The sequence below is a fragment of the Gluconobacter potus genome, from assembly GCF_015244705.1.
Classification (GTDB): domain Bacteria; phylum Pseudomonadota; class Alphaproteobacteria; order Acetobacterales; family Acetobacteraceae; genus Gluconobacter; species Gluconobacter potus.
The window spans coordinates 62826-87498 of record NZ_JABCQF010000003.1; the positions used below are offsets into that span (position 1 = coordinate 62826).

Sequence of the window (24673 nt, forward strand, 5' to 3'; positions counted from 1 at the left end):
TTGCCCAAGATTGCATAGACACCGAGAGTTGAAGTCCATGACTGACAGCGTCGCCGGTATTTCCGGAATGATCATTGAGAAACTGCTTGCTAATCCGAAAGTTCCCCGGGACATCGATGGCAACAGCAAGATTGTCGAAGACCTGGCCTTTGACAGCCTGGCCGTCATGAACTTCGTCATGGAAATCGAAGACGAACTCGACGTCTCCGTCCCGCTCGACAAGCTGGCCGATATCCGCACTATCAACGACCTTGCCGGCTGCCTGCACACGCTGAAGGTCGCCCACGCGTGACCGATATTTTCGCCAAGCACCAGGGGCTGCGCGAAGCCTATGAGGGCCTGACCGCAGCGTCGCCCCGGAACCCGTTCGAGGTCGTAATCGAGCGGCCGATCTCCGCAAGTGTCGGGATTATCGAAGGGCGCGAAACGCTGCTGTTCGGGACCAACAACTATCTTGGTCTCAGCCAGTCGAAGAAAGCCATCGAAGCAGCCGTGGAAACGGCCGAGACGATGGGCGTCGGCACGACGGGCTCCCGCATTGCGAACGGGACCTTCGGTCTGCACCGCAAGCTGGAGGCAAAGCTCGCCGAGTTCTTCCGCCGCAAGCACTGCATGGTGTTCTCGACCGGCTATCAGGCCAATCTGGGCACGATCTCAGCTCTGGTGAACAAGGACGACGTCCTGCTGCTCGATGCGGACAGCCATGCCAGCATCTATGACGGCGCCAAGCTGTCCGGCGCACAGGTCATCCGCTTCCGCCACAACGATCCGGTCGATCTGGAAAAGCGTCTGGCACGCCTGAAGGACCACACGGGTGCCAAGCTCATCATCGCCGAGGGCATCTACTCCATGACGGGCAATGTCGCCCCGCTGGACAAGTTCGTCGACATCAAGACGCGCCACGGCGCGTATCTGATGGCTGACGAAGCCCATTCATTCGGTGTTCTGGGTGCGCATGGCCGTGGCGTTGCGGAAATGCAGGGCTGCGAGGACGGGATCGACTTCGTGGTCGGGACCTTCTCCAAGTCCCTCGGAACCGTGGGCGGCTACTGCGTCACGAACCATGACGGCGTGGACCTGATGCGTCTGTGCTCGCGTCCCTACATGTTCACGGCGTCCCTGCCCCCGGAAATCATCGCAGCCACCATGGCGGCGCTTGAAGACATGCAGGCCCGCCCAGAACTGCGGACAAAGCTTCAGGAAAACGCAGCCCGCCTGCATGCGGGGCTCCAGAAGGTCGGCCTCAAGACGGGCGAGCACGTCTCCCCGGTGGTCGCCGTGACGCTGGAGACCGTGGATCAGGCCGTGGGTTTCTGGAACGCGCTGCTGGAAAACGGGGTCTATGTGAATCTCTCTCTCCCCCCGGCCACGCCTGACAACCGGCCGCTGCTTCGCTGCTCGGTCATGGCAGCCCATTCCCCCGAGGAAATTGACCGCGCCGTTGCAGTCTTCGGCGAAGTCGCCAGACATTTCGGGCTGTAATCCATAAAAAAGGGGGATCCACCGGATCCCCCTTTTTGATTCAGGCTTTCGAACGCGCCAGAAGTCCCCGCGCGCGCCACAGAAGCCGGGGCAGCATCACAAGCGGATGCCGGCTCTCGAAGGGCGAGAGCTGCATGTCAAAACCCGTATGGCGCTGGATCTTCCAGGCCAGATAGGACGCGCCGTTTTCAAACGTAAAGGCGGCCTTCAGCAGTCTGGCCACATTGCGTGGCCGTCCGGATGTCTGGATCAGCGCCCAGCGACGGGCCGCTTTCCGACGAAGCTCCTCGTGAATGACGGGTTCAAGCCTGTCGCCATGAGCCGAGAACTGAAGATGTCCCCGCGCCCACCCCAGCGTCAGCAGGGCAGCGTAACGTGCCTCCTGTCCTTCCAGAATACTGTTGCCCCGGCCCTTTTTCTCGACCCGAAGCTCGGACGCATAGGTATGGGCAAAAAGAGTCTGCCAGAACTCCACCGCCGTCATGGACGCCTGACCCAGAAGCGCCGCCCAGCAGGCCGCCGTCGTCACACAGCCCGCGATCAGTGACAGAATGGCATCCGCGCTTTGCGGATCCCGCACCCAGACCAGCCGCACGGGCTGACAGAACCGCGCCCAGATTGTTGTGTCGAGCGCGCCGAGCCCCGTTCGGGCTTCGAACTGCGCCTGTGACAGTACTGCGATCTTTGCTCTCAGAACCTGGCCGTCATGACGGAATTCGGAATAACGGACATTGGGCGGCAGGACGAGATTACCGGTCCGGGCCACCAGTCCGCCCGCAAAGCCCGCGGCGTTTTCGGTAATGATGTAGAAGTCGAGAATACCGTCCGGATCAGCTTTACGCAGGAGCGAGCCGTAGAACAGCACCCCCAGGGGCAGAACGGGACAGGCACGGGCCAGCGCATCGGCAAAAGCGCCCACGCCTGGATCGACCGGCGTCGTCAGTTCGCCGATCAGGCGCTGTTCGAGCGCATCAGGCATGAAGGAACCGGAAGCGCGATGCCTGCTCCAGACGCAGGACACCGCCCGGCGCCGCGCTGAAGACCTCGCCATCGAGCACGAAATCGCTTTCCGTCACCAGCGTCATGTCGTCCGTCCGGCCACTGACATAATCCGGGTGACGACGCAGCCAACGCGGTGCACGTCCGCACAGAAGGGCGACTGTCGCCCGGAGCAGACTGTCCGGCCAGGCGCTTACATCCAGATAACGCAGCCCTTCGACATTGGGCTCTGCATCCCAGAAGGGCCAGATCCCGCGGGACAGGCGCGAAAGCCCTGTCGTCAGGAACATGAAGCTCTGTCCGTCATAGACATGGCCGCCGGTCTCGATCCTCAGCGGATCACCCCGGAGCCACTCCTCGCGGCTTTTGCGAAACATGAGGCTGACGAATGTCGAGAGCAGCGTGATGCCGACCGCAAGATCATGGGGCGCGAAACGCAGGACGGTCGGCGAATGGGCAATCCGGACGGCGCGTGCATATCCCGCGCAGCCCCCGAACAGGCCAAGCACGGGCATCCGGTCGGTTCCGGGCCAGGACAGGCGGATCGGGGTTCGCACGCTGGAGCGCAGGCCGCCCTGCCGCAGACGCTGGATCGCCTCCATCCCGCGCAGGCCGAAACCGACATCCCCGGCAATAAGGTTCGTGTTGCCAGACGCCAGGACCACGATATCCGGGAGCCTGTCCGCAGGATAAGCGCGCGCGATGGCGGTCAGGGCCGTGCTGACCGTCCCGTCGCCGCCATCGATGAGGATGGTGTCGATCCCACGCTCACAAAGCTGGCGGACATGTTCGGTTGTCCCCTCCCGACTATCTGAAGGCACGAAATCCTTCCCCAGAAGGGCCTGGGCCTCGACAGCAAAACTGGAACCGTTCCGGCGGTTTTTCCGGCTACGGGCATTATGGATCAAGGCAATGCGCACTAGGTGAGGCAATCTTCGTATGGCGTTCGGCTATGCGGGCGGGTCTAGCACGGCTATGATGGAACTGCCAGAACATGGCATCCCGGCACGCCCGGATGCCGGCTTCTGACGTGGATACTGACAAGGCCCTTTTCTGATCATGACCCCTGACCTGCCCGCAGATCCCCTCTCGTCGCGGCAAACGTCCCCTGTCACCCCCACTGTCACACTGGCCCATATTTCGGACCCGCACCTGCCCCCGCCCCCGGTTCACTGGCGTGAGGCGCTCAACAAGCGCGCCCTGAGCCTTCTGTCATGGAAGAAGCACCGCCGGTACGTCCATCTCGAACAGACCTGCACAGCCCTGGTAAAAGATATCGGGCGCTCGGACGTGGACACCATCCTCGTCAGCGGGGACCTGACCAATTTCGGAACGCCCGACGAGTTTGCCGCGGCTGCACGCTGGCTCGATGCCCTGCCGGCTCCTGCGCTCGTGATTCCCGGCAATCATGACTGCATGGTCCGCCAGCCGGCCTCGGCCGGTCTGCACCAGTGGGAACGCTGGTCCGCGCGGCAATATCCGTATGTCCGCATCCAGAACGGGGTTGCGATCGTCGGCGTCAATTCCAGCATTCCGACAGCGCCTTTCATGGCATGCGGGCGGGTCGGCCGCAGGCAGCGGGACCGGCTTGAGGCGCTTCTGGAAGAGCTGGGCAAAGAGGGGTTGTGCCGGGTCGTGATGATCCATCATCCGCCCCGGCGTGGACTCGTACCCTGGCGCAAATCCCTGCTCGATCACCGTGAAGTCGCCGCTGTTTTCAGGCGGGCTGGCGCGGAGATCGTGCTGCACGGGCACTCCCATAACGCAACGCTGACCCATATCGCCGGAACCGACATTCCACTTCTCGGCGTGGCGTCCGCCTCCCTGACGGATGAACGCCCACACCGGCAGGCCTGCTGGAATCACCTGAGCATCCACCCATATAGGAAGGGCTGGACAATCACTCTGGCACGTCACCGGCTCGATGGCTCCGTCAGTGAACGGGCGTCATGGAACCGTTCGGGAAGGACAGAGGCGTGAAACAGCGGGCCAACATTCTGGACCGTTATCTGCTGACGCAGATGGCGCCACCATTCGCCATTGCGCTTCTGGCAATGCTGGTCGCGCTGCTGCTGGAACGCCTGCTGTCTCTGTTCGACTATCTGGCTTCGGCCGGAAGTTCGCTTGGAACATGTATCGCGCTCCTGACGGATCTTCTGCCCCATTACTTCGGCATTGCCCTGCCCGCGGCGCTGTGTATCGCGGTGTTCCTCACCATCCGGGGCATGAGCGACAACAACGAGATCGACGCGCTTCAGGCCGGGCGGGTCTCGCTGATGCGAATCAGTCGCCCTTTCATGATCGTAGGGCTGCTTCTCGGGGCGGCGAGCGTGTTCCTGTACGGCTATATCCAGCCCGTGGCCCGCTATGACTATCGCGCGGGCTTCTATTTTGCCGAGCATACCGGCTGGGCCCCGCATCTTCAGGCGGGAATGTTCGCCTCCACGTCCAGCAAGGCCGTCATGACGGCCGACAGTGTCAGCCATGCCGGCACCCGCCTCAGACGGGTCTTCATCCGGGAAGTGAATGCCAACGGCGTGGCTCACATCATCACGGCCCGGACCGGCGCGCTGACCATTTCGGAAAAGACCCGCAGTACGCGCCTCGACCTGTGGAACGGGGAAATCGTGGATGATCCGTTCCAGGCCACCAAACCCCACAAACCGACTGTGACCCATTTCGAACATGTCGTCCGCGTTATCGACCGACCGAACAAGGAAACCTCTTTCCGCTCCCGCGGGACCGACGAGCGCGAACTGACCCTGTTCGAACTGGCGCATGACCTGCGTTATGGCCTGCCCGGCATCGAATACCGCACACTCCGGGCGGAAATGGATTTCCGTATGGCCCGCGCCATCGCCATCCCGTTCATTCCGCCGCTGGCGGTCGCGCTGGCCATCAGCGCCCGGCGGAGAAAATCCGTCTGGGGACTGATTGCGGTGGCCGTGATCCTGATCGGCTTCGACCAGACGCTCATGTTCGGCCACAGCCTCGCCTCGACCGGACGTCTTCCGATCTGGCTGGCGATCTGGGTACCGGAACTGCTGTTCTGCGTGGGCTGTCTGGCAGCCCTGCTGCGCCGTTCCCGAGGGTCATGGCGGCGACGCAAGCTCACAAGGGCACCAGCATGAGCGACTCCACACCTGCCATGCCCCGCCATGTCCTGATCAAGGCACTCAACCGCGCCCTTCTGGGGCGGTTCGCGCTGTGCGGGGCCGTCCTCGTCTCGCTGCTGGAAATCCTGGCTCTTCTTGAAAAGACGACGCCGATCCTGAACCGGCATCTCGGCTTTCGCGGTATCCTGACCTTCGCCTTCCTGCACCTGCCTGCCCTGAGCATCGACATCCTGCCGCTCGCCTTCATGGTGGGCACGCTGTTCCTGCTCACGCAGATGACCCTGTCGAGCGAAATCTCGGCCCTGCGGGCAGCCGGGCTTTCAACGCCCGCGTTGTACCGTCTTCTCCTGCCCGCAGTGCTGATCGCGGGGATCGGGGGAACCTGCGCCCAGTACTGGCTGGTCCCGGTCTGCGAGAACGCTCTCACGACATGGTGGAACCGCACGGACCCGCTCGCGGGGCAGGACGGGCAACCCGAGGACAATATCCTGTGGTTCCGCGCAGGCCCCACGCTGGTCCGGATCGGGCAGATCGCCCAGGGCGGCACGTTCCTGCGGGACGTGACGATCTATCACCGGGACAGCACGGGCCTACTGACCGGCACCGAACACACGAATGTCCTGACTTACCGTGACGGGCAGTGGCATCCCGATGGCGCGCAGGATCTTTCCCTGACCAATGACAAGTCGTTCGTAAATGTTACAAAGGGCGACAGCACCTTCGTCATTCCGGCCACACCCTCGGTCATCATGACGCTCTCGCAGAACGGAGCGACCGTCACGCCAGCGCAGGTCAGCGCCATTCTTCACAAGGGCGCACCCGCAAGTCTACCCCGGGCCACGTATCGTATGGCCCTCTTCAGCGGGATGATTTTACCTGTCGAAATTGCAGTAATGCTTCTATTGACGCTCCCGGTGATCTATATCCCTCCGCGTGCAGGACTTCGAAATCCACTGCCAGTTTATGTTCTGGCCGCTGGAATGGGTTTCGTCATCCTGCAGGGAATGATTTCCGCACTCGGAAACGCGGGAACGCTGCCAGCACCGCTGGCCGTCAGCGTCGGACCGCTCCTGGGGACCCTTCTCGGGCTGACCTGGCTTTTGCGGATGGAGGAACGATGAGCAACTTCAAGGCGCCCTGGCGCAACATGTCCGCCATCAGGACGGGTCGCAGCTTCGATCTGGGAAAGATGAACCTCCCGCAGCTGTGGTTCGCCTATCTGACCTATCCGACGATCCTGCTCTATTTCGCGCTGATCGCTGTGTCCGCCTGGGCCGCCCTGCATTTCTCGACTGCGCTGTGGGCGACGCTCATTCCCGTTCCCGTCGTGATCGTGGTCTATCCGCTGGCCTGGTATGCGATCCACCGCTTCATCCTTCACGGGCGCTGGCTGTACCGCAACCACTGGACCGCTTCGCTGTGGAAGCGCATCCATTTCGACCATCATCAGGACCCGCATCTGCTGGACGTGCTGTTCGGCTCCCCGCTGAACACGGTGCCGACCATGGCGATCATCACAATGCCCATCGGCGGACTGATCGCGGGATGGAGCGGTGCGTTCTGTGCGCTTTCGACAGCGCTGGTCATGACCTGCATCTACGAATTCTTCCACTGCATCCAGCATCTGGCCTACAAGCCGCGCTGGAAATGGGTGGCGGACATCAAGCAGCTTCACGTCCTGCACCATTTCCACGATGAGGACGGCAATTACGGCATCACGAACTACGTGCCAGACCGCCTGTTCAGCAGTTTCTACCGTGAGGCCCGTGACCGGCCCCGCAGCAAGCACGTCTTCAACCTCGGTTACGATATCGAGGAAGCCCATCGTTATCCGTGGGTCATGGATCTGACGGGCTCTCCCCCGCGAGACCGTCCCGACGGCGCACGTCCGGCCTCCGCCCGCGCGGCAGCAGACCGTAACCGCGCGGCATGACGCTTCCGGTTCTGGTTCTCGCCGGGTCCCGGGACGGCGAGAACGATGTACTTGCGAAACTCGGTCAGGTTTCCCACAAGGCACTGCTTCCCGTCGCCGGTCAGCCCATGCTGGCCCGCGTGCTCGATACGATTGCCCGCACGCCCGGCCTTGGGCCCGTCACGATCAGCATCGAAAACCCGGACTGCATCAGGGATCTCGCAGGTGACGCCACGATCCTGCGTTCGGCCCCTTCTCCAAGCGAGAGCGTGGCCGAAGCCATTGCCCGGATCGGCACGCCCTGTCTGGTGACGACAGCCGATCATGCGCTTCTGCGCCCGGAATGGATTCAGGAGTTCCTCGCCAAGGCACAGGGCTGCGATCTTGCGGCCGGCGTGGCGCTGCGTGCGACGGTTGAGCGCGACGTGCCCGGCACGAAACGGACCTATATCCATCTGTCTGACATGAGCTTTTCCGGCTGCAACCTGTTCCTGATCGGCACGCCGAAAGGACGGAATGTTATCGAACTGTGGAAGCGCCTTCAGCAGAACCGCAAACGCCCGCTCCGGATGGCCCTGACACTTGGGATCGGGACCCTGCTCCGGGCCATGACCCGTACGCTCGATTCCACGGCCCTGTATCGCCGTATCCGGACGCTGACGGGCGCAAATGTGCGTCTGGTGACGCTCTCGGACGGGCGCGCGGCCGTGGACGTGGACAAACCCTCGGACCTGACGCTGGCTGAAAAAATCCTGGCCCGGACGACACCATGAAAATCGCCTACATCATCAATTCCCTCGAATGTGGCGGCGCACAGCTTCCCATTCCGGATATCGTGTCCTTTCTGAAAGCCCGAGGCGGGGATGTGACCGTCTTCGCCCTGGCCCGCAAGGACGGCCTCGCCATCCCGCTGATCGAAGCCGCAGGCATCCCCGTGCGCGTCCGGGAAGGCACGACGCGGGACCATATCGCGGCCTATCGCTGGCTGCGGGACGAGATGGAGGCGTTTCAGCCGGACCTGATCTGGACGTCGCTAAGCCGCGCCACGCTTCTGGGACAACTGGTTGCCCTGCGCCACAAGACCCCGACGGTTCACTGGCAGCATTGCGGGCGTCTGAAGAAGGCCAACGCGTTCCTGCTGAGGCTGTGCCGCCCCTACACGACGCTCTGGGTCGCCGACTCCCAGTCCGTCATCACCTTTGCCGCGAAGGAACTCGGCCTTACCGACAATTTCGTCGCCTGGCCCATTTTCCGCGCCAATCCGGACGCTCCTGTGGCCACGCCGTGGAAAGACGGCGAAGTTGTCCGCGTCGGCTCGCTGGGACGCCTGAACCCCGTCAAGGCGTATGACATTCTGTGCGAGGCCGTGGCTCTTCTGAAAGACCATCCCGACCTGCCGCCATTCCGCCTTCAGATCGCAGGTGATGGTCCCGAACACGCAGCGCTTCAGGCCCGCATCACGGCCGGGAATCTGCCGATCGACCTTCTGGGCTACGAATCAAAGCCGTTTGATTTTCTGAAAACACTGCATCTTTACGTCCAGTCGTCGCACTGGGAGGGCATGTGTGTCGCGGGGCATGAAGCCATGTCCTGTGGCCTTCCGGTCGTCGCCACCCCTGCGGGTGAACTGCCATCGAGCATTCTCGACGGTGAGACGGGACGCATCGTGCCGTTCGACAATGCCCCTGCCCTTGCGGCAGCTCTGGCGGACCTGATCGGCAGACCGGCCGATCTCGCGGCCATGGGCGCCCGGTCCCGCAAACGGGTGCTGGAACGCTTCGGGCCTGAAGCGTTCGTTAGGCATGGCAATGCCGTGCTGGATCGTATCCCGGGCTTCTGAGCGCCCGGGGATACGCGCTTCTCAGGCGCCGAAGATCCGGCGCTTCAGATTGAGCAGGTCCCGCCTGGGGCCAATCCCGATTTTCTTGACGTCAATCAGCGTCACCTGCCCGGCTGCGGACAGGGTGTGCATCCCGTCCGGATACCGCTTCCGCAAAGACGCCGGGATGGAAATCGACAGGCCGAGCGTGACTTTCGGCAGCCCCCGTTCCAGCCCTTCAATTTCCAGCAGCCGGATCCCGCGACCATAGGTTCCGCGGCAGTCCTGCGTGGGCAGGAAGATCTTTCCATCCACGAGAACCGGCGTACCCCCGGGACGTGCCCCTGCCCGGTCGTTCAGGAAAAGCCCGAGGTTTTTCCATGACCCCATCAGGGTGTCGGCCACGGAAATGTTCAGAAGACTCTGCCGTTCGTCCTTGTTGCCCGCAGGCGTCCAGAACATCCACCAGCGATCGGCATACTGAAATGGCGTGGCATCGATCGCGGCTTCGGCGAAATCGAACGCCTCGACCCGCTCCCACTCACGCGGAAACGATTTTGCCCGATAGAGCGAAAGATGGCCCGAAGCGCTGGCCTCGGGCAGCATATAGACCTCGCCCTCATGCGCGAACACGAACGGGTAGGACAGATGCCAGGGCTCCTGCAGAACGGTTTCACGCGACAGCAGACGGCCCGTTCCGTCATAGATCAGGACCTCGATCGTTCCCGTGGGGTTGCGGTAATCGAAGGCCTCGGCAAAGACGTACAGCTTTCCGTCCCGCCAGAATCCGAACGGATCGGCCAGAAAACAGTGATCCCCGATATCGGGCAGAGTCGTGATGGGAAAGCCGTTCAGACTGGCCGCTTCGACCACCTCAGCCAGAGGCGCATGAACGATGGCGCATCGCCAGTGATCCGTTCGCAAAAATGGCATGAGGCACTCTCCCGTAAAAATACAGCTTCAAAAAAAGCATGCCGGGGCAGACGTAGAGCGCAGATCGGGGCAGGATGGAACCATGAGTACGGTTCTTGCCGAAAATCCCGCTGCAACATCCTGTGGCCTGCCGGAAACGCAACTGGCCATCCGGCGCGCCGTCCTCGGATTGTGCCGGACAATGAACTGGGCCGCCATCAATGAATTCGCCCTTCCCGCCGCGGGACGCCGCGCGGACATCATGGCACTCCTGCCCGATCATTCCCTGACCTGCATCGAGATCAAATCCGGCCTGCGCGATTTCCAGACCGATCAGAAATGGCCCGAATACCGGGACTGGTCCGACCGGCTGTTTTTTGCGGTGGATGACGGCTTTCCGCTGGATCTGATTCCGCCGGATGTGGGCCTGATCGTCGTCAGCGTCAGCGCCGTCCCCGCTGCCCTGCGCGACAGTATTCTGGCAGAATGCACGATCATTCGGGAGCCCGTGCTCCACAAGCTGGCTCCCGCACGGCGGCGCACGCTGCTGCATCTGTTTGCGACAACGGCCGCAAGCCGTCTCATGAGCCTTGAAGACCCCGCCATTACGGCATCCCTCCGCGCTGCACGGCGCACAGACTAGGACAGTTCCATGACCTTCGATCCGATTGCCGTCCGCCTCGAAGCCGCCCGTTCCGTTGTGCGCGATGCGGCCCGGCTGGCCCTCTCCCTGCGCCCTGCTCCGGGTGGTCCGACCGGGACCCTCAAGGGCCGGCAGGACTACCTGACCGAGACGGATGGCGCCGTGGAAGCCTTTGTCAGCCGCCGCATCCAGGAGCTTTTCCCCGAGGATGGCTTTCAGGGCGAGGAAAATGGTGCGACGCGTCAGGGCGGCTTCCGCTGGGTCGTGGACCCGATCGACGGTACCTCCAATTATGCACGCGGCCGTGACCGCTGGTGCGTGTCGCTCGGCCTGCTGGACGGAGACGAACCCGTAGCTGGCGTGATCGATGCTCCGGCGCTTGGCGAAGTCTTCACGGCCCAGAAGGGCAAGGGCGCGTTCCTGAACGGCAAGCCGATCAAGGCGTCCCCCATCACGAACACGCAGGAAGCCATGATCGAAATGGGCTGGTCCGCGCGCGTGACGACCGAGACTTTCAACGAGAAGATCGCCGCCATCATGGCGCTCGGCGCAATGCCGCGCTCCGGCGGCTCCGGTGCACTCGCGCTGGCGGACGTGGCGTGTGGCCGCTCCGACGGATATCTGGAAATCGTCATCCAGCTCTGGGACGTGGCGGCAGCACTCGTCATCCTTTCGGAAGCCGGGGCCGCGGTCTCGCCCTTCCTTCAGACAGGCGGCCTGACGGGCGGGGCAACCATTCTTGCCGCCGCGCCCGGCATTGCGAAGGCCCTGTCCGCCGCCGTTAACGTGGAAATCTGACATCCCTTCCGCCCCGCACTCGTGATTTGGCCGCATTTGGCGCATAGTGCGGGAAATATTCCTAAGATGACTGCAGAAGGTATCCTCCATGACCCTGTCCGGTCTCCTGCGTAAGACCATGCTCGTCGCTTCGGGCTGCGCCGCCCTGTCAGCCTGTTCCGATGCTCCCCAGACCACGGCCAGCCAGCAGCAGATCATTGTCGATCGCGCCACGCTGGCGGTTCAGGATCTCTTCACGGGAACAACAGCACAGTCCCGCTCCCAGAAGCTGCTGGCCGAAGCCAAGGCCGTCATGGTCTGCCCGTCCGTGCTGAACATGTCCTTCGGGATCGGCGGCTCGGGTGGTCGCTGCGTGCTTCTGAGCCGCGACGCCCGCGGATCATGGTCCGACCCGGCATTCTACCGCCTGGGCACGGCCTCGATGGGGCTTCAGCTTGGCGTGCAGAGCACGGAAACGATCCTGTTCATCATGTCCCAGCGCGGCATTCAGGCCATTCTGGACAGCCAGTTCAAGTTTGATGCCTCTGCGTCCGCCTCCTTCGCCAGCATCGGCTCGGGTCTGGAGGACAGCACGGCTGGCGCACACAACACCGACATCTACGCCGCCCAGAAGAACGAGGGCCTGTATGCCGGAGCTGCGCTGGGTGGTTCCAAGCTGACCGTCGATAGTGGCGCCAACCGGGCCTATTACAACCAGACCGTCGGCCCCGAGGACATCATTGTGACGATGCGTGTCAACAACCCGTCTGCCGATCCGCTGCGCCGCGCCCTGATGTCCGTGGCGAAGCTGCCCGTCAGCAGCACAGCCACATCCCGCGTGTCACAGGCGGTCACCGCCGCGCGCACGACCGCCACGCAGGACGTCGTCGGCAACAACCCGTATCCGACAACTTACGATTCAACGCGCCCGTATTCCGCACAGGCGTCCAGCGTGCAGAGCCAGACCCTCGCCCCGCTGAAGCATTGAGACAACCCTGCCGTCCTCTCCGGAGGACGGGGGTTCAGTTCTGGTTCTGAGGTGTCGCCGACAGATGCGCGCGATAGGCGCGGATGTTTTTATCCTGATCGGCGAGCGTCTCGGCGAAATTATGCCCGCCCGTCCCCGTCGCCACAAAATACAGCATCTTCCCGTCAGCCGGATGCGCTGCGGCGTCCAGTGAGGTCGGTCCCGGCGAACAGATGGGGCCGGGCGGCAGTCCTGCCTGAAGATAGGTGTTGTAAGGTCCCGGGGTCTGCAGATCCTCATGGGTCAGCGGTGCGTCCAGCGTTCCTGCGCCATTGCTGAGCCCGTAGATCACGCTCGGATCCGTCTGAAGCCGCATACCCAGTTTCAGGCGGTTCAGAAACACGCGTGCCACCATCGGCCGCTCGGACGGCACGGCCGTCTCACGCTCGATCAGCGATGCGAGAACCAGCAGTTCCTGTGGAGACTGGATCAGCCCGTCCAGCGCCTCGACATTGCGGCCGTCCCAGGCTGCGGCGAGCTTGGCCGCCATCATTTTTTGCAGTTTCTCGGCCAGAGTCTGCCGCGTCTTCCCCCAGACGTAAGAGATTGTCTGCGGGAAGACGCTGCCCTCGGCAAGCGTGGGCACTTCACCGCTCAGCGCCGGAGCCTTGTTCAGAATGGCCGCGATCCTGAGGGCCGTCAGCCCTTCGGGCACCGTCAGCTGATGGGAAACGGGCTTGCCGTGACGCAGGATTTCAAGGGTATGCGCGACCGAAACCCGGGCCGGAAACTGCAGTTCCGCAGCGTGGATCTGGCCATCACGATGCGTCAGGAACGCGGCAATCCGGAAAAACGTACCGGATGCCCAGGTCGGGGAGAGGATCCCGTCGTCCTGGAGCGCCTTTGTCACACGGGCATTGTTGCCATGCGGAATGACGAAAGTCTTCTCGTCCTGCAGCGGTCCGGGATCGGTGTAGTGGCCGTAACCTGCGGCCAGTCCTGCGACGAGGAGCAGTGGCGCCCCGAAGAGCGCCAGCTTGCGGCCAGCCTTCGGCGGAAGAACAAGCTTCCGCGGTTCCTCGCCGTCCGGCTGACCTTCAGACATTGAAAACGAACCCTTCCTCAGTCCTTGAAGCGCTTGAGGATGATGCTCGCATTCGTGCCACCAAAGCCGAAGCTGTTGGACAGGGCAACGTCGATCTTGCGCTTCTGGGCCACATGCGCCACACGGTCGATGACGCTTTCACGCGCAGGATTGTCCAGGTTCAGCGTGGGCGGCACGATGCCGTCACGGATGGCCTGAAGGCAGAAGATGGCCTCGACCGCACCGGCCGCCCCCAGAAGATGCCCAATTGCCGACTTCGTGGAGGACATGGCCAGACGCTTGGCATCATCGCCAAAGAAGCGCTCGACGGCATCAAGCTCAAGGTCATCCGCCATGGTGGAGGTGCCATGAGCATTGACGTAGTCGATATCGGCCGTCGTCAGGCCACCACTGTTGCGCAGCGCAGCCTTCATGGCACGGAAAGCGCCGTCATGGCCTTCGGCAGGAGCCGTGATGTGATACGCATCACCAGACATGCCGTAGCCGCCGATCTCACCATAGATCTTCGCACCACGGCGCTTGGCATGCTCAAGTTCTTCAAGCACGACCACACCGGCGCCCTCACCCATGATGAAGCCGTCGCGGTCCTTGTCCCAGGGGCGCGAGGCCTTGGTCGGATCGTCGTTGGAAGCCGTGGACAGCGCACGCGCCGAACAGAACCCGGCAATACCGAGCGAGCAGATCGCAGCTTCCGCACCGCCCGCCACCATCACGTCGGCATCGCCATACTGGATGAGGCGCGAGGCATCACCGATGGCATGAACGCCGGTCGCACAGGCCGTCACGACAGCATGGTTCGGTCCCTTGAATCCGTAGCGGATCGAAAGGTGACCGGAAATCAGGTTGATCAGGGCCGAGGGAATGAAGAACGGCGACAGACGGCGGGCCTTACCGCTCGAAACCGTCAGGGAGCCGTCATAAATCGTCTGGAGACCGCCGATACCCGAGCCGATCATCACGCCTGTGGCGCAGCGATCATCCTCGTCCTCAGGCTTCCAGCCTGAATCCTCGACAGCCTGAATGGCTGCGGCAAGGCCCAGATGGATGAAACGGTCCATCTTCTTCTGGTCCTTGACCGGCACCCAGTCGGACAACGTGAGACCGCCTTCCGCCGTCGGGCCATCCGGAACCTGTCCGGCGACCTGGGCAGGAAGTTCGGAGGGATCGAAATGCGTGATCCGGCCAACGCCGGACTGTCCTTCGATCAGCCGCTTCCAGGTCAGTTCCGCGCCCACAGCCAGTGGGCTGACAACACCGATACCGGTTACGACGACACGCCGCCCGTTAGTTGCAGTCCCGCTCATCGATGCCTCTTGTCTCACGTTATGTCCGGGTCTTGCAGCCGGGCCTCAGGAAAAGGCCCGGCTGGTCTTCCGCCTCGTATGACGAGACGGGAATCCGGAGCCGGAAAACCGGCTCCAGTCAGCCTCAGGCTGCCTTCTGCTTCTCGATGTAGTCGATGGCATCCTTGACGGTTGCGATCTTCTCGGCTGCATCTTCCGGGATCTCGACGGAGAAGGCTTCTTCGAAAGCCATGACCAGCTCGACCGTATCGAGGCTGTCAGCGCCCAGGTCGTCGATGAACGACGCGTCCGGCGTTACCTTGCTTTCGTCCACACCGAGGTGCTCGACAACGATCTTCTTTACCTTGTCAGCAATATCGCTCATCTGTTCGTTCCTTCTGCCCATCCGGGACCCTTTTGCCCGTCCGGTGCGTTACATCAAAACTCGTACTGCCATCTGCCAGTCCGGAAGCCCGGAGGTTCCTCCAGCGCAGGACCGCCCCCTTCGCAGGGGAGGCGTTGCCGCCGGAAAAACCGGACATCAGCCTTCAGCAGGCCGGGCAAAGCAGCGCGCGATTAGCATGCTTTAACCAAAAAGGCCAAGCATTCAGACCATCGCCATGCCACCATTGACGTGCAGGGTCGTACCCGTGACCCATGCCGCCTCATCGGAAGCCAGATATACTACTGCGGACGCCACGTCACCAGTATTCCCCATCCGGCCGAGCGGAATGGAGCCAATCAGCTTCTCGCGCACGGTCTCCGGCAGCACATCCGTCATCGGCGTTTCGATGAAACCGGGGGCCACGACGTTGACCGTGACGCCACGCGGACCGGCTTCCTGCGCCAGCGACTTGCTCATGCCCACGATGCCAGCCTTGGCGGCGGCATAGTTGGCCTGACCGGCATTGCCCGTCGTGCCCACCACGGATGCGATGGAAATGATCCGTCCTGCACGGCGGCGCAGCATGCCCTTGAGCGCAGCGCGGGCCAGACGGAACGGGCTTTCCAGATCCACGGTCAGAACCTGCGACCAGTCGCTGTCCTTCATGCGGATGGCAAGCGTGTCGCGCGTCAGGCCGGCATTGTTGACCAGAATGTCCAGCGGCGCGCCCGCAACGGCTTCGGCCTTGGCAACGAGGCCATCAGCCTCGGCCGGGTCGGACAGATTGGCGACGGCGATATGGGCGCGCTCGCCCAGGCTGTCAGCCAGTTCCTGAAGAGCGGCTTCGCGCGTGCCGCTGAGCACGACCGTCGCACCCTGTGCATGAAGCTGACGGGCAATCGCAGCGCCAATGCCGCCGGATGCACCCGTGACGAGAGCAGTCTTGCCGGAAAGAGAGAACATGAACGGTTGTCCTTACAGGGTCTTGAGCAGGGCTTCGATTTCAGCGGGCGTCCCGGCATTGCTGGTCGCCAGTTCCGGAGCGATGCGACGGGCCAGACCGCACAGGACCTTGCCTGCGCCAAGCTCGTGCATGTTCGTCACACCCATGGCCACCATCGTCTGCACGCTCTCGCGCCAGCGTACCGTGCCCGTCACCTGCTTGACCAGCAGTTCGCGGATCACGGCAGGGTCAGTCACCTTGGCAGCCGTGACGTTGGCGATGACGGGAATGGACGGAGGATTGAGGGTCGCGGTCGCCAGCGCCTCTTCCATTTCGCGGGCCGCCGGAGCCATCAGCGACGAATGGAACGGTGCGGAGACCGGGAGCTTCACGGCGCGCTTGATGCCATGCTCCTTGGCGACGACAATGGCGCGGTCAATGGCGCTCATCACACCGGAGACCACGATCTGGCCTCCGCCATTGTCGTTGGCAATTTCCAGCGTCTCGCCCTGTGAGGCTTCATCGCAGATCGAACGGGCCTGTGCGGCGTCCACACCCAGAAGAGCGGCCATACCGCCCTCACCCGCCGGAACCGCACGCTGCATGGCCTGTCCACGCAGACGCAGCAGGCGCGCGCCTTCGGCAATTCCCAGCGTACCAGCGGCGGCAAGCGCGGAATACTCACCCAGCGAATGACCGGCCACCAGAGCCGCCTTGTCCGCCAGTTTGAAGCCACCTTCGCTTTCCAGAGCGCGCACGGCGGCCAGCGAGACCGCGAACAACGCCGGCTGGGCGTTCTCGGTCCGCGTCAGTTCATCCGCATCGCCGGAGAACATGAGGCGCGACAGATGATCGCCGAGCGCCTCGTCCACTTCCTGAAAAACGGCGCGGGAGGATGCAAAAGCCTCATTCAGGGCCTGACCCATCCCGACGGACTGGCTCCCCTGTCCCGGAAAGACGAACGCGTGAACCGACATGGATCCCCCTGCTGGCAGTGAAATTAAGGTTTCGGGTGATGCGTCCTTGCGGGCCATCTGTCAAATCCCGTGTCATTTTTTCCGTTTGAGCGTAAAGAACTCGTTGGTCGGCACCTTCACGCGGATCATGGAAAACGGCCGGTCGGAGCGGAATACCGTCCCGTCCTGATAGTCCTGCGGCCGGAGAATGAAGGTGTAGGGCACGGCTCCCTGATTATCGACCAGAAGCCGCGCCGTCCCGTTCTCCACCGCTTCAAAACGCGCCCCCGGAGCAACATCGACCTTCAGGCGATGGGCGTCCGGGGCCAGAAAGGCGAGGATCACGCCAAAGAAGTCCCGGATGGCGGCGTTGATCTCCCCCATCCAGACCCCGGCCTGCTCTTTCGTGAAAGAGGGCGTGGGCAGAGGAGCCACCTCGATCGCCAGTTCAAGCTGGACTTTCCGGTCGGGCGGCAGGGTCAGCAGAACGGGCGGATTTTCGGCCAGAAGCGCATCGGAACGGGGAAAATGCATGTCCCGGTCCTGCCCTACGAAGAGCGGAATATCGCCGCCTTTGGCATGGAGCACGACATGCGCTTCGGACGGCACGGCATGATCCGGCAGGATATCGCCCAGAAAATGTAACGACAGGTCCTTCCGCGCACGTTCGGGCAGACGGTCGAACCGGTCATAGACCCAGTGGATGCCCTTGTAGCTGCCGACGCGCATCGCATGCTGCCCTGTAACAGTCACAGTCTCCGTTGTCTGGGCAGGTGCAGCGGAGAAAGACATGAGCACAAGAGCTGTGAACAGGGCCACACCGATACTGGCTTTTCTCAAACCTCTCTCCTCACATCCCGTCGCTTCATGACAAATGATGACTATCCGATCTTCTGCATCACGATCAGGACCTGTGGCAACCGCACGGGGTTGTCCATGTATTCAACCAGACGGAACAGACCGCCCCAGGCCTTGATAATGTAATTGCGCGGAATGATCGCCTCGCCATAATGCGACTGGGGCTGCGGTGGTTTCGAGGACGCCGCATGCAGGAAGCGCCCGGCTTCGAATTCTGCATTGGCGCGGGCCTCGTCGATGAAACTGTCCGCACAGACTTCATGCCAGGGATGCTCAAGCCGGATGCCGGACGCGCGCTTGAGCCTTTGCTCGGCACAGAAGGCGATGAACCTGCGGCTCTGCGTCGTCATGACCAGCATGCCACCTGGCTTGAGCAGGCGATGGAACTCCCGCACCCAGTGCCCGGCGAGAAATTCGTCCAGATGCGAGAAAACAGACCATGACGTGATCAGGTCAAAGCTTTCGGACGTCAGGAGCATCGGCGGCACAAGACCGCAGCCCAGAAAGTTGAGTGCGGGATTGGCCCGCCGCGCGGCCATAAGGAAGCGGTCCGTGGTCTCCGCGCCATACAGATTGGACGGACGGACATCCTTCATGAACAGCCGTGCAATACGCCCCCAGCCGCAGCCAAAATCCAGCAGCGTTGTCTCGGGGCGCACCGGTCGCCCGGCATAGGCACAGTACGCCTTGATTTCCCGGAAGAAGACATGCGCCTCATGGATGGAAATTTCCCCATGATGTCCATGGATTTCCCGCTGAAGATCGTCCGGCGGAAAGGTCGGCATCCTCACGCCCTGAATTTCCGGGATATGGACGGACGACACCAGGACCTGAAGCCATTCCTCGTCGCTGATGCCACCAAAGGTCTCAAAAACGGCGCTAATGCTGTCCGGGTGGTTCATCAATTCCTGCCGAGGCTTCTTCGTAACGTTTATTTAACGCATCCTCGCAGGCCCGGAAACAGATGACCAGAGCAGGTTTATGAAAATTACAGCCCCGCTCCGGACAGTTCCCGTCCCCTTTGACACATTCCCGTGTCACTTTTGAGAAATGGGCGATTTTTTGTGGAAACCACAAGACAAAGGGTCGATGGTTCCCGCCGTCATGGCAGTCACATGCCGATGACGGACAATCGAAGGATCTTTTTTCAATGTCCCTTTCTGGAAAAATCGCCGCAGTCACGGGTGCAGCCCAGGGTATCGGCAAGGCCATTGCGCTTCGTCTGGCCAGGGATGGCGCGGATGTCATCCTGCTCGACGTCAAGCAGGAAACGCTTGCCGAAACCGCAAAGGAAGTTGAAGCCCTCGGCCGGCGCGCTATGGCCCTGACGGCCGATATCAGCAACCGCGACCAGTTCCGCAGCACACTGGCCGATGCTGCGAAGACGCTCGGCGGCCTGGACATCATGGTTAACAATGCGGGGATCTGTCAGGTCAAGCCGATCCTGGACATCGAGCCTGCGGAAATCGAGAAGATCTTCAGCATCAACGTTCAGGGCGTGCTCTGGGGCATGCAGGCGGCGGCGGCCCTCTTCAAGGAGAAGGGCACCAAGGGCAAGATCATCAATGCCTGCTCGATCGCCGGTCATGAAGGCTATCCCCTTCTGGGAGCCTATTCCGCGACCAAATTCGCCGTCCGCGCCCTGACGCAGTCGGCCGCCAAGGAACTCGCGTCCTCGGGCATTACCGTCAATTCCTACTGCCCCGGCATTGTCGGAACCGACATGTGGGTCACGATCGACAAGCGCATGGCCGAAATCACCGGTACGGAAATCGGCGCGACCTACAAGAAATATGTCGAAGGAATCGCTCTTGGCCGCGTGGAGACGGCGGACGATGTGGCGGGCTTCGTCGCCTATCTGTCCAGCAGCGACGCCGATTACATGACGGGTCAGTCCGTCCTGATCGACGGTGGTCTCGTTTTCCGCTGAGGCCATAAAAAAAAGGGGCCGGTTTCCCGCGTCCCCTTTTTATCAGCGACCGATGAGACGGCCGCGCTGCCAGGCTTCGGCAGCCCCTTCCGGGTCCTGTCCTTCAACGGAAATGACATAGTCCAGGGCGCTCATGACCTTATTGCCCAGCATCATTTCCGAAAGCTCGTCGAGCAGATCGCTGTCCGCCTGACGGGCCACGTCTTCACGCATGATCATCCGGGCCGACATTTCGCCGCCCAGCAGATGGGCCGGATCCTCGATTACGGTCAGCAGATCCGTATGGAAGACCGCATGAGGCTGTGTCGCCACGACCAGCGGCTTCTCTCCGGCATCGCGGGCCTTTTCCAGACGCTCGATCAGCGCCCCTTCCCCGATGCTTTCGACAGGCAGTACCGAGAGGGCTGGAAGCTGCTTGAGGGCTTCTTCCAGAGCGTGACGGCTGTCATCGCTGACGATGATGCGGTCCACATCCGCGGATGTCAGCGTCCCGACGGCACCCAGCGGCGACAGGGCCGCAAAACTGACGACAGGCTGGTACAGATCGCCCAGAACCCGACGCCCCGGACCGGCAAGCTTTTCGTCCCGCGGAAACCAGGCGGAGACGAGAAGATCGACTTCCGCCCCTTCGAGAGCGTCCTCGATATCATCGGGGTCCAGATCGACATATTCGACCTCGACCTCGTAAGCCTCAAGAACGCGCGCGACCGCGCTGGCACAGCCCGCATGCAACGAGGTGTACAGATGGCCGATCGTCATTTGCGTCATGAGAATGGGTCCGTCAGGTAGAAAAAGTGAAACGTGAGACCGTGATTAGGCCCCACGTTCCGATTTGTCACGACCTTACCAGATCTTTACGCGCTGATCCGGTGCCAGATAGAGCTTCTGGCCGGGCTTCACGTCGAACGCATCATACCAGGCATCGATGTTGTGAGCCGGGATGTTGACGCGCGTGATGGCCGGAGCGTGCTCGTTCGACAGCATCTGCTGACGCAGCGCATCCGGCCGATCCTTCTCACGCCAGACCTGGGCCCAGCCGAGGAACACGCGTTGGTCACCGGTCAGACCGTGCACGACCGGCGCAGGCTTGCCGTGCAGCGAGTCATGATAGGCCTGCAGACCGAGGTTCAGCCCGCCGGAATCCGCGATGTTTTCGCCCATGGTCATCTTGCCGTTCACATGCGCGCCCGGCAGGACTTCCTGTGCGTCGTACTGCGCACCCAGCCGATCGGCCAGCTTCTGGAAGGCGTCCGTGGACGCCTTGCTCCACCAGTCGCTCAGGCGACCATGCTCGTCGTAATGACGGCCCTGATCGTCGAAGCCATGGCTCATCTCGTGACCGATCACGCCACCGATGGCACCGTAATTGACGGCAACATCGCCCTTGGGATCAAAGAACGGCGGCTGAAGGATCGCGGCCGGGAACACGATCTCGTTCATCGTCGGATCGTTGTAGGCGTTCACCGTCTGCGGCGTCATGCCCCACTCGTCACGGTCGACCGGCTTGTCGAGCTTGTCCAGGTCGTGCTGCCAGTTGAACGCCACGCCACGCACGGCATTGCCGTAGACGTCGCCCTTGCGGATCTCGAGCTTGCTGTAGTCCCACCACTTCTTCGGATACCCGACCTGAATGGCGAAATGATCGAGCTTGTTCAGGGCCGCCTTGCGGGTCGGCTCATCCATCCAGCCGTTGTGCTCAAGGCGTTCGTGGAACGATGCTTTCACTTTCTGCACCAGATCCGTGATCTGGGCCTGTGCGGAAGGCGGGAAGTAACGCGCGACATATTCGCGGCCCAGGGCCCAGCCCAGCGCACCATTCGTCACACGCACAGCGCGCTTCCAGCGCGGGGACTGCTGCGCCACGCCAGACAGCGTATGGCTGTTGAACTCGAAGGACGCATCATAGAATGTGCTGGACAGATAGGCCGCAGCATTGTCCCCGAGATGGAATGCGAGCCAGGCACGCAGCGTTCCAATATCCGCCCCCTTCAGCACCGTGGCCATGGCCTTGATTCCGGCCGGCTCACGCACGTCGATCTTGCGGTTTTCCAGCCCTTCGGCCGGCAGACCGGCACTGATCAGGAACGTGGCCCAGTCGAAGTCTGGCGCAAGCTTCTGAAGCTCGGAAACCGGCATCGGATTGTAGGTCTTGAGCGGATCGCGGGTCTGGTCACGCGGGACCTCGACCTTGGCCAGCGCGGTTTCAAGATCGACGACGGCCTGAGCGTTCTTCTCGGCGTCCGGCCAGCCCTCAAGCGTCAGCATCTTGGCGATATAGGCCTGATAGGCCTTCTTCTTGTCCGCGAGCTTGGGGTTTGTATAGTAGCTCGTATCCGGCAGGCCGAGACCGCCGCCAACGCCGATGCTCATGCCCTGATCGAGCATCAGCATGTAATGCTCGGGGTCCTTCTGGTCCTGCTCCACGCCGATCTGGAATGTCGTGAAGGCCATGGATTTGAGCGATGATCCGAATGCCGCGGCCAGACCCTTACCGTCATTGACGTTCCGGATGGTTTCAAGGTCGGTAGCAAGCGGCTTGCCACCCAGGCGGTCAACGGCCTTCTGGTCCAGGAAGCTGGCGTAATAGGTGCCGATCTTGCCCATATCGTCCGTCGGCTGGTCAGCAACCTTCTTTGCGGCTTCATCAAGAATGGTCTTCTGACGCGACAGGGACAGCTCATAGAGGATACGGAACGGGCCGTAGCTGCTCATATCGCCGGGGATCTTGAGGTTCCTGAGATAGGTGCCGTTGGCATACTCGAAGAAATTGTCGCCCGGCTGGACGGCGCGGTTCATCCCGGCTTCGTCAAAGCCCCAGCCCGCGCTGTACCCGGCAGCCTGCGCGCCAGAGACCATCAGTCCTGCTGCCAGGGCAAACAGGCTGGCTCCGTGTTTCAGAGCATGTCGTGACGTAAGGAATCGTTTCACATCAAACCTCATTCCAGAGTGGTGCCCCAGAATGAGGTATAAAATATCATTTCGTCAAAAGGACGGTTAGGTCAGTTCTATAATCAGCGGGAGTGACGCGTCTTTTTCGCCTTCGGATCGGCCCCGGTAGATGTAACGGCAGCCGCAACCGTATAATCGAAAGCGACAACTTTCTCGAGATACGGAGCAGCGAATTCCTTGAAGGCCTCGTGGGCCGGATCAAAAAACGCCGGGTCCGTCAAGACCGGCTTGCCGACATAATAGTTCCGGTCACCTTCGGACCGGAACGTCACGAGAAACGCCTGCTGCAGACCGGCATCAGCCCCTTCCCCGCTGCTCTGGAAACCGGTTTCAATACTGGCGACGACCGGCTTTCCGTCAGCGCGACGGCTGTCCTGCACCAGATGCAGGAAACGGCCCGACACTTCCGCGCGCTGGGCGGTGGTTGAGTCCTTGGTATAGCGGAACATCACCATGTGCCGGACCAGACCGACACGCCAGTCGGGCGCGGTGAACTGCGCGTAGCCAATCTGCTTGGCAAGCTGCTGGGCAGACAGGGTGGCAGGACTGAGCATATCGGTTTTGACCGGCCCGGATGAGGCGATCGGCAGGGAATAGGGGTCCGCCTTTGCGGCCGGAAACTGATACAGCCCGACGGCACAGAGTGCCAGGGTGGCCCCATAGACGGCACGACGGGAGAAAAGGGCGGAAACGGTCATCTCGATCTCCGGACGCAGGGTGAAAAACTGCTGCCTTTCATGGCACAACCGCCCCGTTTCGTCTCGTTTTTTCAGTATCCCAATGTTTCGTTTCCGGACTCAGGCTTCCACGGCCTTCTGGAAGACCTTCCGGCGCCACTGCATCAGACGATAGACCAAGTTTGCAGCCAGCTTCTGCCAGCGCGAATGCGGCGTGAAACCGATGGTCTTGAAGATCATCGCCGTCACCCGATCGATATGTCTGGGCTTGTAGAAGCCCATGGCCTTGGACATGTAGGCCGCGATACAGCGCTTATGGTCATAGGCCATGCCCGGCGGCTCGTTCGTCGTGTGATAGGCCGAGGCCAGCTCGTCGTCCTCGCTCTCGGTCACGCGGCCCAGCGCAATCCGGGTCCGTGCCCAGACGCCCAGCTTCTCGCGCTTCAGATAGCGGCGCATGTGATCGTAGAACAGCTTGAAATGCCGGTATTCGTCGGCCGCGATCTGCTTGCAGATGGCTTTGAGCAATGGCTCGTCCGTCGCATCGGCCAGAGCCGTGTAGAAAGACGACGTACCGGTCTCGACCATACAGCGTGCAATCAGTTCACCCGTGCGGGAGCCACGGATCGAGGCGTCCACATCCGCATCAATCTTGTACGACGCGCGATAGCGGTCGAACGCCTTTTCATAATCCCAGGACGGATCCGCCAGCATGGCCCAGCGACCCAGCGCGTCCCCGTGCTGAACTTCCTCGACGGCCCAGTTCTCGGCCGCCTTGCTGAAATCCGGATCCCCCACGAAGACGCGACGGAGATACTGGGCGTAGTCGAGACCATTCTTTTCCACCACGGAAGCCGCCTTCACGAGGGGGATGATCTCGGGATCGACGCGGGAAGGATCAAAGGAATTCCAGTCCATCTGATCGATATGCCAGTGTTTCATTCTGCGACCTCGTCCGTT

The 24673-nt window shown here is 62.0% G+C and carries 26 protein-coding genes; 12 read left to right on the forward strand and 14 right to left on the reverse strand.

The features are described from left to right. Nucleotides 1–37 precede the first annotated feature (37 nt). On the forward strand, nt 38–292 hold the full coding sequence (locus tag HKD31_RS06685; RefSeq protein ID WP_011253570.1) for an acyl carrier protein: 255 nt from the start codon (nt 38–40) through the stop codon (nt 290–292). Beyond that, the gene (gene spt / locus HKD31_RS06690) at nt 289–1482 is read left to right on the forward strand and encodes a serine palmitoyltransferase (RefSeq protein ID WP_062496726.1); all 1194 of its coding nucleotides are present in this window, start codon (nt 289–291) and stop codon (nt 1480–1482) included. The genes HKD31_RS06685 and spt overlap by 4 nt, the downstream gene beginning before the upstream one ends. Before the next feature lie 40 nt (nt 1483–1522). On the opposite strand, the gene HKD31_RS06695 is transcribed toward spt, so the two are convergent. Together HKD31_RS06695 and HKD31_RS06700 are read right to left on the reverse strand one after the other, a co-directional pair. After that, nucleotides 1523–2461, reverse strand: coding sequence for a hypothetical protein (locus HKD31_RS06695; protein WP_194265343.1), 939 nt, complete (start codon nt 2459–2461; stop codon nt 1523–1525). After that, the gene (locus HKD31_RS06700) at nt 2454–3401 is read right to left on the reverse strand and encodes a diacylglycerol kinase family protein (protein ID WP_194265344.1); all 948 of its coding nucleotides are present in this window, start codon (nt 3399–3401) and stop codon (nt 2454–2456) included. Before HKD31_RS06700 ends, HKD31_RS06695 begins: the two co-directional genes overlap by 8 nt. A gap of 139 nt (nt 3402–3540) precedes the next feature. On the opposite strand from HKD31_RS06700, the gene HKD31_RS06705 reads away from it, so the two are divergent. From HKD31_RS06705 to HKD31_RS06730, 6 genes are read left to right on the forward strand one after another with little or no spacing between them, the layout of a single operon-like run. Continuing rightward, nucleotides 3541–4461, forward strand: a complete 921-nt coding sequence (locus HKD31_RS06705) for a metallophosphoesterase family protein (protein ID WP_194265345.1) — start codon at nt 3541–3543, stop codon at nt 4459–4461. Further along, nucleotides 4458–5612 carry an LptF/LptG family permease gene (locus HKD31_RS06710; protein ID WP_194265346.1) on the forward strand — a complete coding sequence of 385 codons (1155 nt, stop codon included), beginning with the start codon at nt 4458–4460 and terminating at the stop codon, nt 5610–5612. The genes HKD31_RS06705 and HKD31_RS06710 overlap by 4 nt, the downstream gene beginning before the upstream one ends. Beyond that, complete coding sequence (locus HKD31_RS06715) at nt 5609–6718, forward strand: LptF/LptG family permease (protein ID WP_228120316.1); 1110 nt, start codon at nt 5609–5611, stop codon at nt 6716–6718. Before HKD31_RS06710 ends, HKD31_RS06715 begins: the two co-directional genes overlap by 4 nt. Then, nucleotides 6715–7530, forward strand: coding sequence for a sterol desaturase family protein (locus HKD31_RS06720; RefSeq protein ID WP_041112243.1), 816 nt, complete (start codon nt 6715–6717; stop codon nt 7528–7530). Before HKD31_RS06715 ends, HKD31_RS06720 begins: the two co-directional genes overlap by 4 nt. Continuing rightward, nucleotides 7527–8282, forward strand: a complete 756-nt coding sequence (locus HKD31_RS06725) for a nucleotidyltransferase family protein (protein WP_194265348.1) — start codon at nt 7527–7529, stop codon at nt 8280–8282. Before HKD31_RS06720 ends, HKD31_RS06725 begins: the two co-directional genes overlap by 4 nt. Next, complete coding sequence (locus HKD31_RS06730) at nt 8279–9349, forward strand: glycosyltransferase (protein WP_194265349.1); 1071 nt, start codon at nt 8279–8281, stop codon at nt 9347–9349. Before HKD31_RS06725 ends, HKD31_RS06730 begins: the two co-directional genes overlap by 4 nt. 21 nt (nt 9350–9370) lie before the next feature. Here HKD31_RS06730 and HKD31_RS06735 read toward each other — a convergent pair whose 3' ends face one another. Further along, entirely contained in the window at nt 9371–10261 is an 891-nt protein-coding gene (locus HKD31_RS06735; protein WP_194265350.1) for a glucosamine inositolphosphorylceramide transferase family protein, read from the reverse strand. Nucleotides 10262–10343: 82 nt separating this feature from the next. On the opposite strand from HKD31_RS06735, the gene HKD31_RS06740 reads away from it, so the two are divergent. The 3 genes from HKD31_RS06740 (at nt 10344) to HKD31_RS06750 (ending at nt 12648) form a co-directional block, all read left to right on the forward strand. Then, the gene (locus tag HKD31_RS06740; protein WP_194265351.1) at nt 10344–10883 is read left to right on the forward strand and encodes an MmcB family DNA repair protein; all 540 of its coding nucleotides are present in this window, start codon (nt 10344–10346) and stop codon (nt 10881–10883) included. A gap of 9 nt (nt 10884–10892) precedes the next feature. Next, entirely contained in the window at nt 10893–11681 is a 789-nt protein-coding gene (locus HKD31_RS06745) for an inositol monophosphatase family protein (RefSeq protein WP_194265352.1), read from the forward strand. An 88-nt stretch (nt 11682–11769) separates the two neighbouring features. Further along, nucleotides 11770–12648: a lipid-binding SYLF domain-containing protein gene (locus tag HKD31_RS06750; RefSeq protein WP_194265353.1), complete on the forward strand. Its 879-nt coding sequence runs from the start codon at nt 11770–11772 to the stop codon at nt 12646–12648. A 34-nt stretch (nt 12649–12682) separates the two neighbouring features. Here the strand turns inward: HKD31_RS06750 and mltG are convergent, their stop codons facing one another. From mltG to HKD31_RS06785, 7 genes are all read right to left on the reverse strand, one after another. After that, on the reverse strand, nt 12683–13732 hold the full coding sequence (gene mltG / locus HKD31_RS06755; RefSeq protein ID WP_194265354.1) for an endolytic transglycosylase MltG: 1050 nt from the start codon (nt 13730–13732) through the stop codon (nt 12683–12685). A 17-nt stretch (nt 13733–13749) separates the two neighbouring features. Then, nucleotides 13750–15036, reverse strand: a complete 1287-nt coding sequence (gene fabF / locus HKD31_RS06760; RefSeq protein WP_194265355.1) for a beta-ketoacyl-ACP synthase II — start codon at nt 15034–15036, stop codon at nt 13750–13752. 124 nt (nt 15037–15160) lie between these two features. Next, nucleotides 15161–15400 carry an acyl carrier protein gene (locus HKD31_RS06765; RefSeq protein WP_011253554.1) on the reverse strand — a complete coding sequence of 80 codons (240 nt, stop codon included), beginning with the start codon at nt 15398–15400 and terminating at the stop codon, nt 15161–15163. 222 nt (nt 15401–15622) lie between these two features. After that, entirely contained in the window at nt 15623–16363 is a 741-nt protein-coding gene (gene fabG, locus HKD31_RS06770; protein WP_062496756.1) for a 3-oxoacyl-[acyl-carrier-protein] reductase, read from the reverse strand. A gap of 12 nt (nt 16364–16375) precedes the next feature. Beyond that, on the reverse strand, nt 16376–17320 hold the full coding sequence (fabD, locus tag HKD31_RS06775) for an ACP S-malonyltransferase (protein ID WP_194265356.1): 945 nt from the start codon (nt 17318–17320) through the stop codon (nt 16376–16378). A gap of 72 nt (nt 17321–17392) precedes the next feature. Further along, complete coding sequence (locus tag HKD31_RS06780; protein ID WP_062496758.1) at nt 17393–18139, reverse strand: hypothetical protein; 747 nt, start codon at nt 18137–18139, stop codon at nt 17393–17395. 41 nt (nt 18140–18180) lie between these two features. Beyond that, the gene (locus HKD31_RS06785) at nt 18181–19059 is read right to left on the reverse strand and encodes a class I SAM-dependent methyltransferase (RefSeq protein ID WP_194265357.1); all 879 of its coding nucleotides are present in this window, start codon (nt 19057–19059) and stop codon (nt 18181–18183) included. A gap of 248 nt (nt 19060–19307) precedes the next feature. On the opposite strand from HKD31_RS06785, the gene HKD31_RS06790 reads away from it, so the two are divergent. Further along, complete coding sequence (locus HKD31_RS06790; protein WP_194265358.1) at nt 19308–20087, forward strand: acetoin reductase; 780 nt, start codon at nt 19308–19310, stop codon at nt 20085–20087. A gap of 42 nt (nt 20088–20129) precedes the next feature. Here the strand turns inward: HKD31_RS06790 and HKD31_RS06795 are convergent, their stop codons facing one another. The 4 genes from HKD31_RS06795 to HKD31_RS06810 form a co-directional block, all read right to left on the reverse strand. Next, on the reverse strand, nt 20130–20855 hold the full coding sequence (locus HKD31_RS06795) for a glycine betaine ABC transporter substrate-binding protein (RefSeq protein ID WP_194265359.1): 726 nt from the start codon (nt 20853–20855) through the stop codon (nt 20130–20132). Nucleotides 20856–20930: 75 nt separating this feature from the next. Further along, the gene (locus tag HKD31_RS06800; protein WP_194265360.1) at nt 20931–23027 is read right to left on the reverse strand and encodes a M13 family metallopeptidase; all 2097 of its coding nucleotides are present in this window, start codon (nt 23025–23027) and stop codon (nt 20931–20933) included. A gap of 71 nt (nt 23028–23098) precedes the next feature. Next, nucleotides 23099–23734, reverse strand: coding sequence for a Dabb family protein (locus HKD31_RS06805; RefSeq protein ID WP_194265361.1), 636 nt, complete (start codon nt 23732–23734; stop codon nt 23099–23101). Between the two features lie 99 nt (nt 23735–23833). Next, the gene (locus HKD31_RS06810) at nt 23834–24655 is read right to left on the reverse strand and encodes an acyl-ACP desaturase (RefSeq protein WP_194265362.1); all 822 of its coding nucleotides are present in this window, start codon (nt 24653–24655) and stop codon (nt 23834–23836) included. Between the last annotated feature and the right edge of the window lie 18 nt (nt 24656–24673).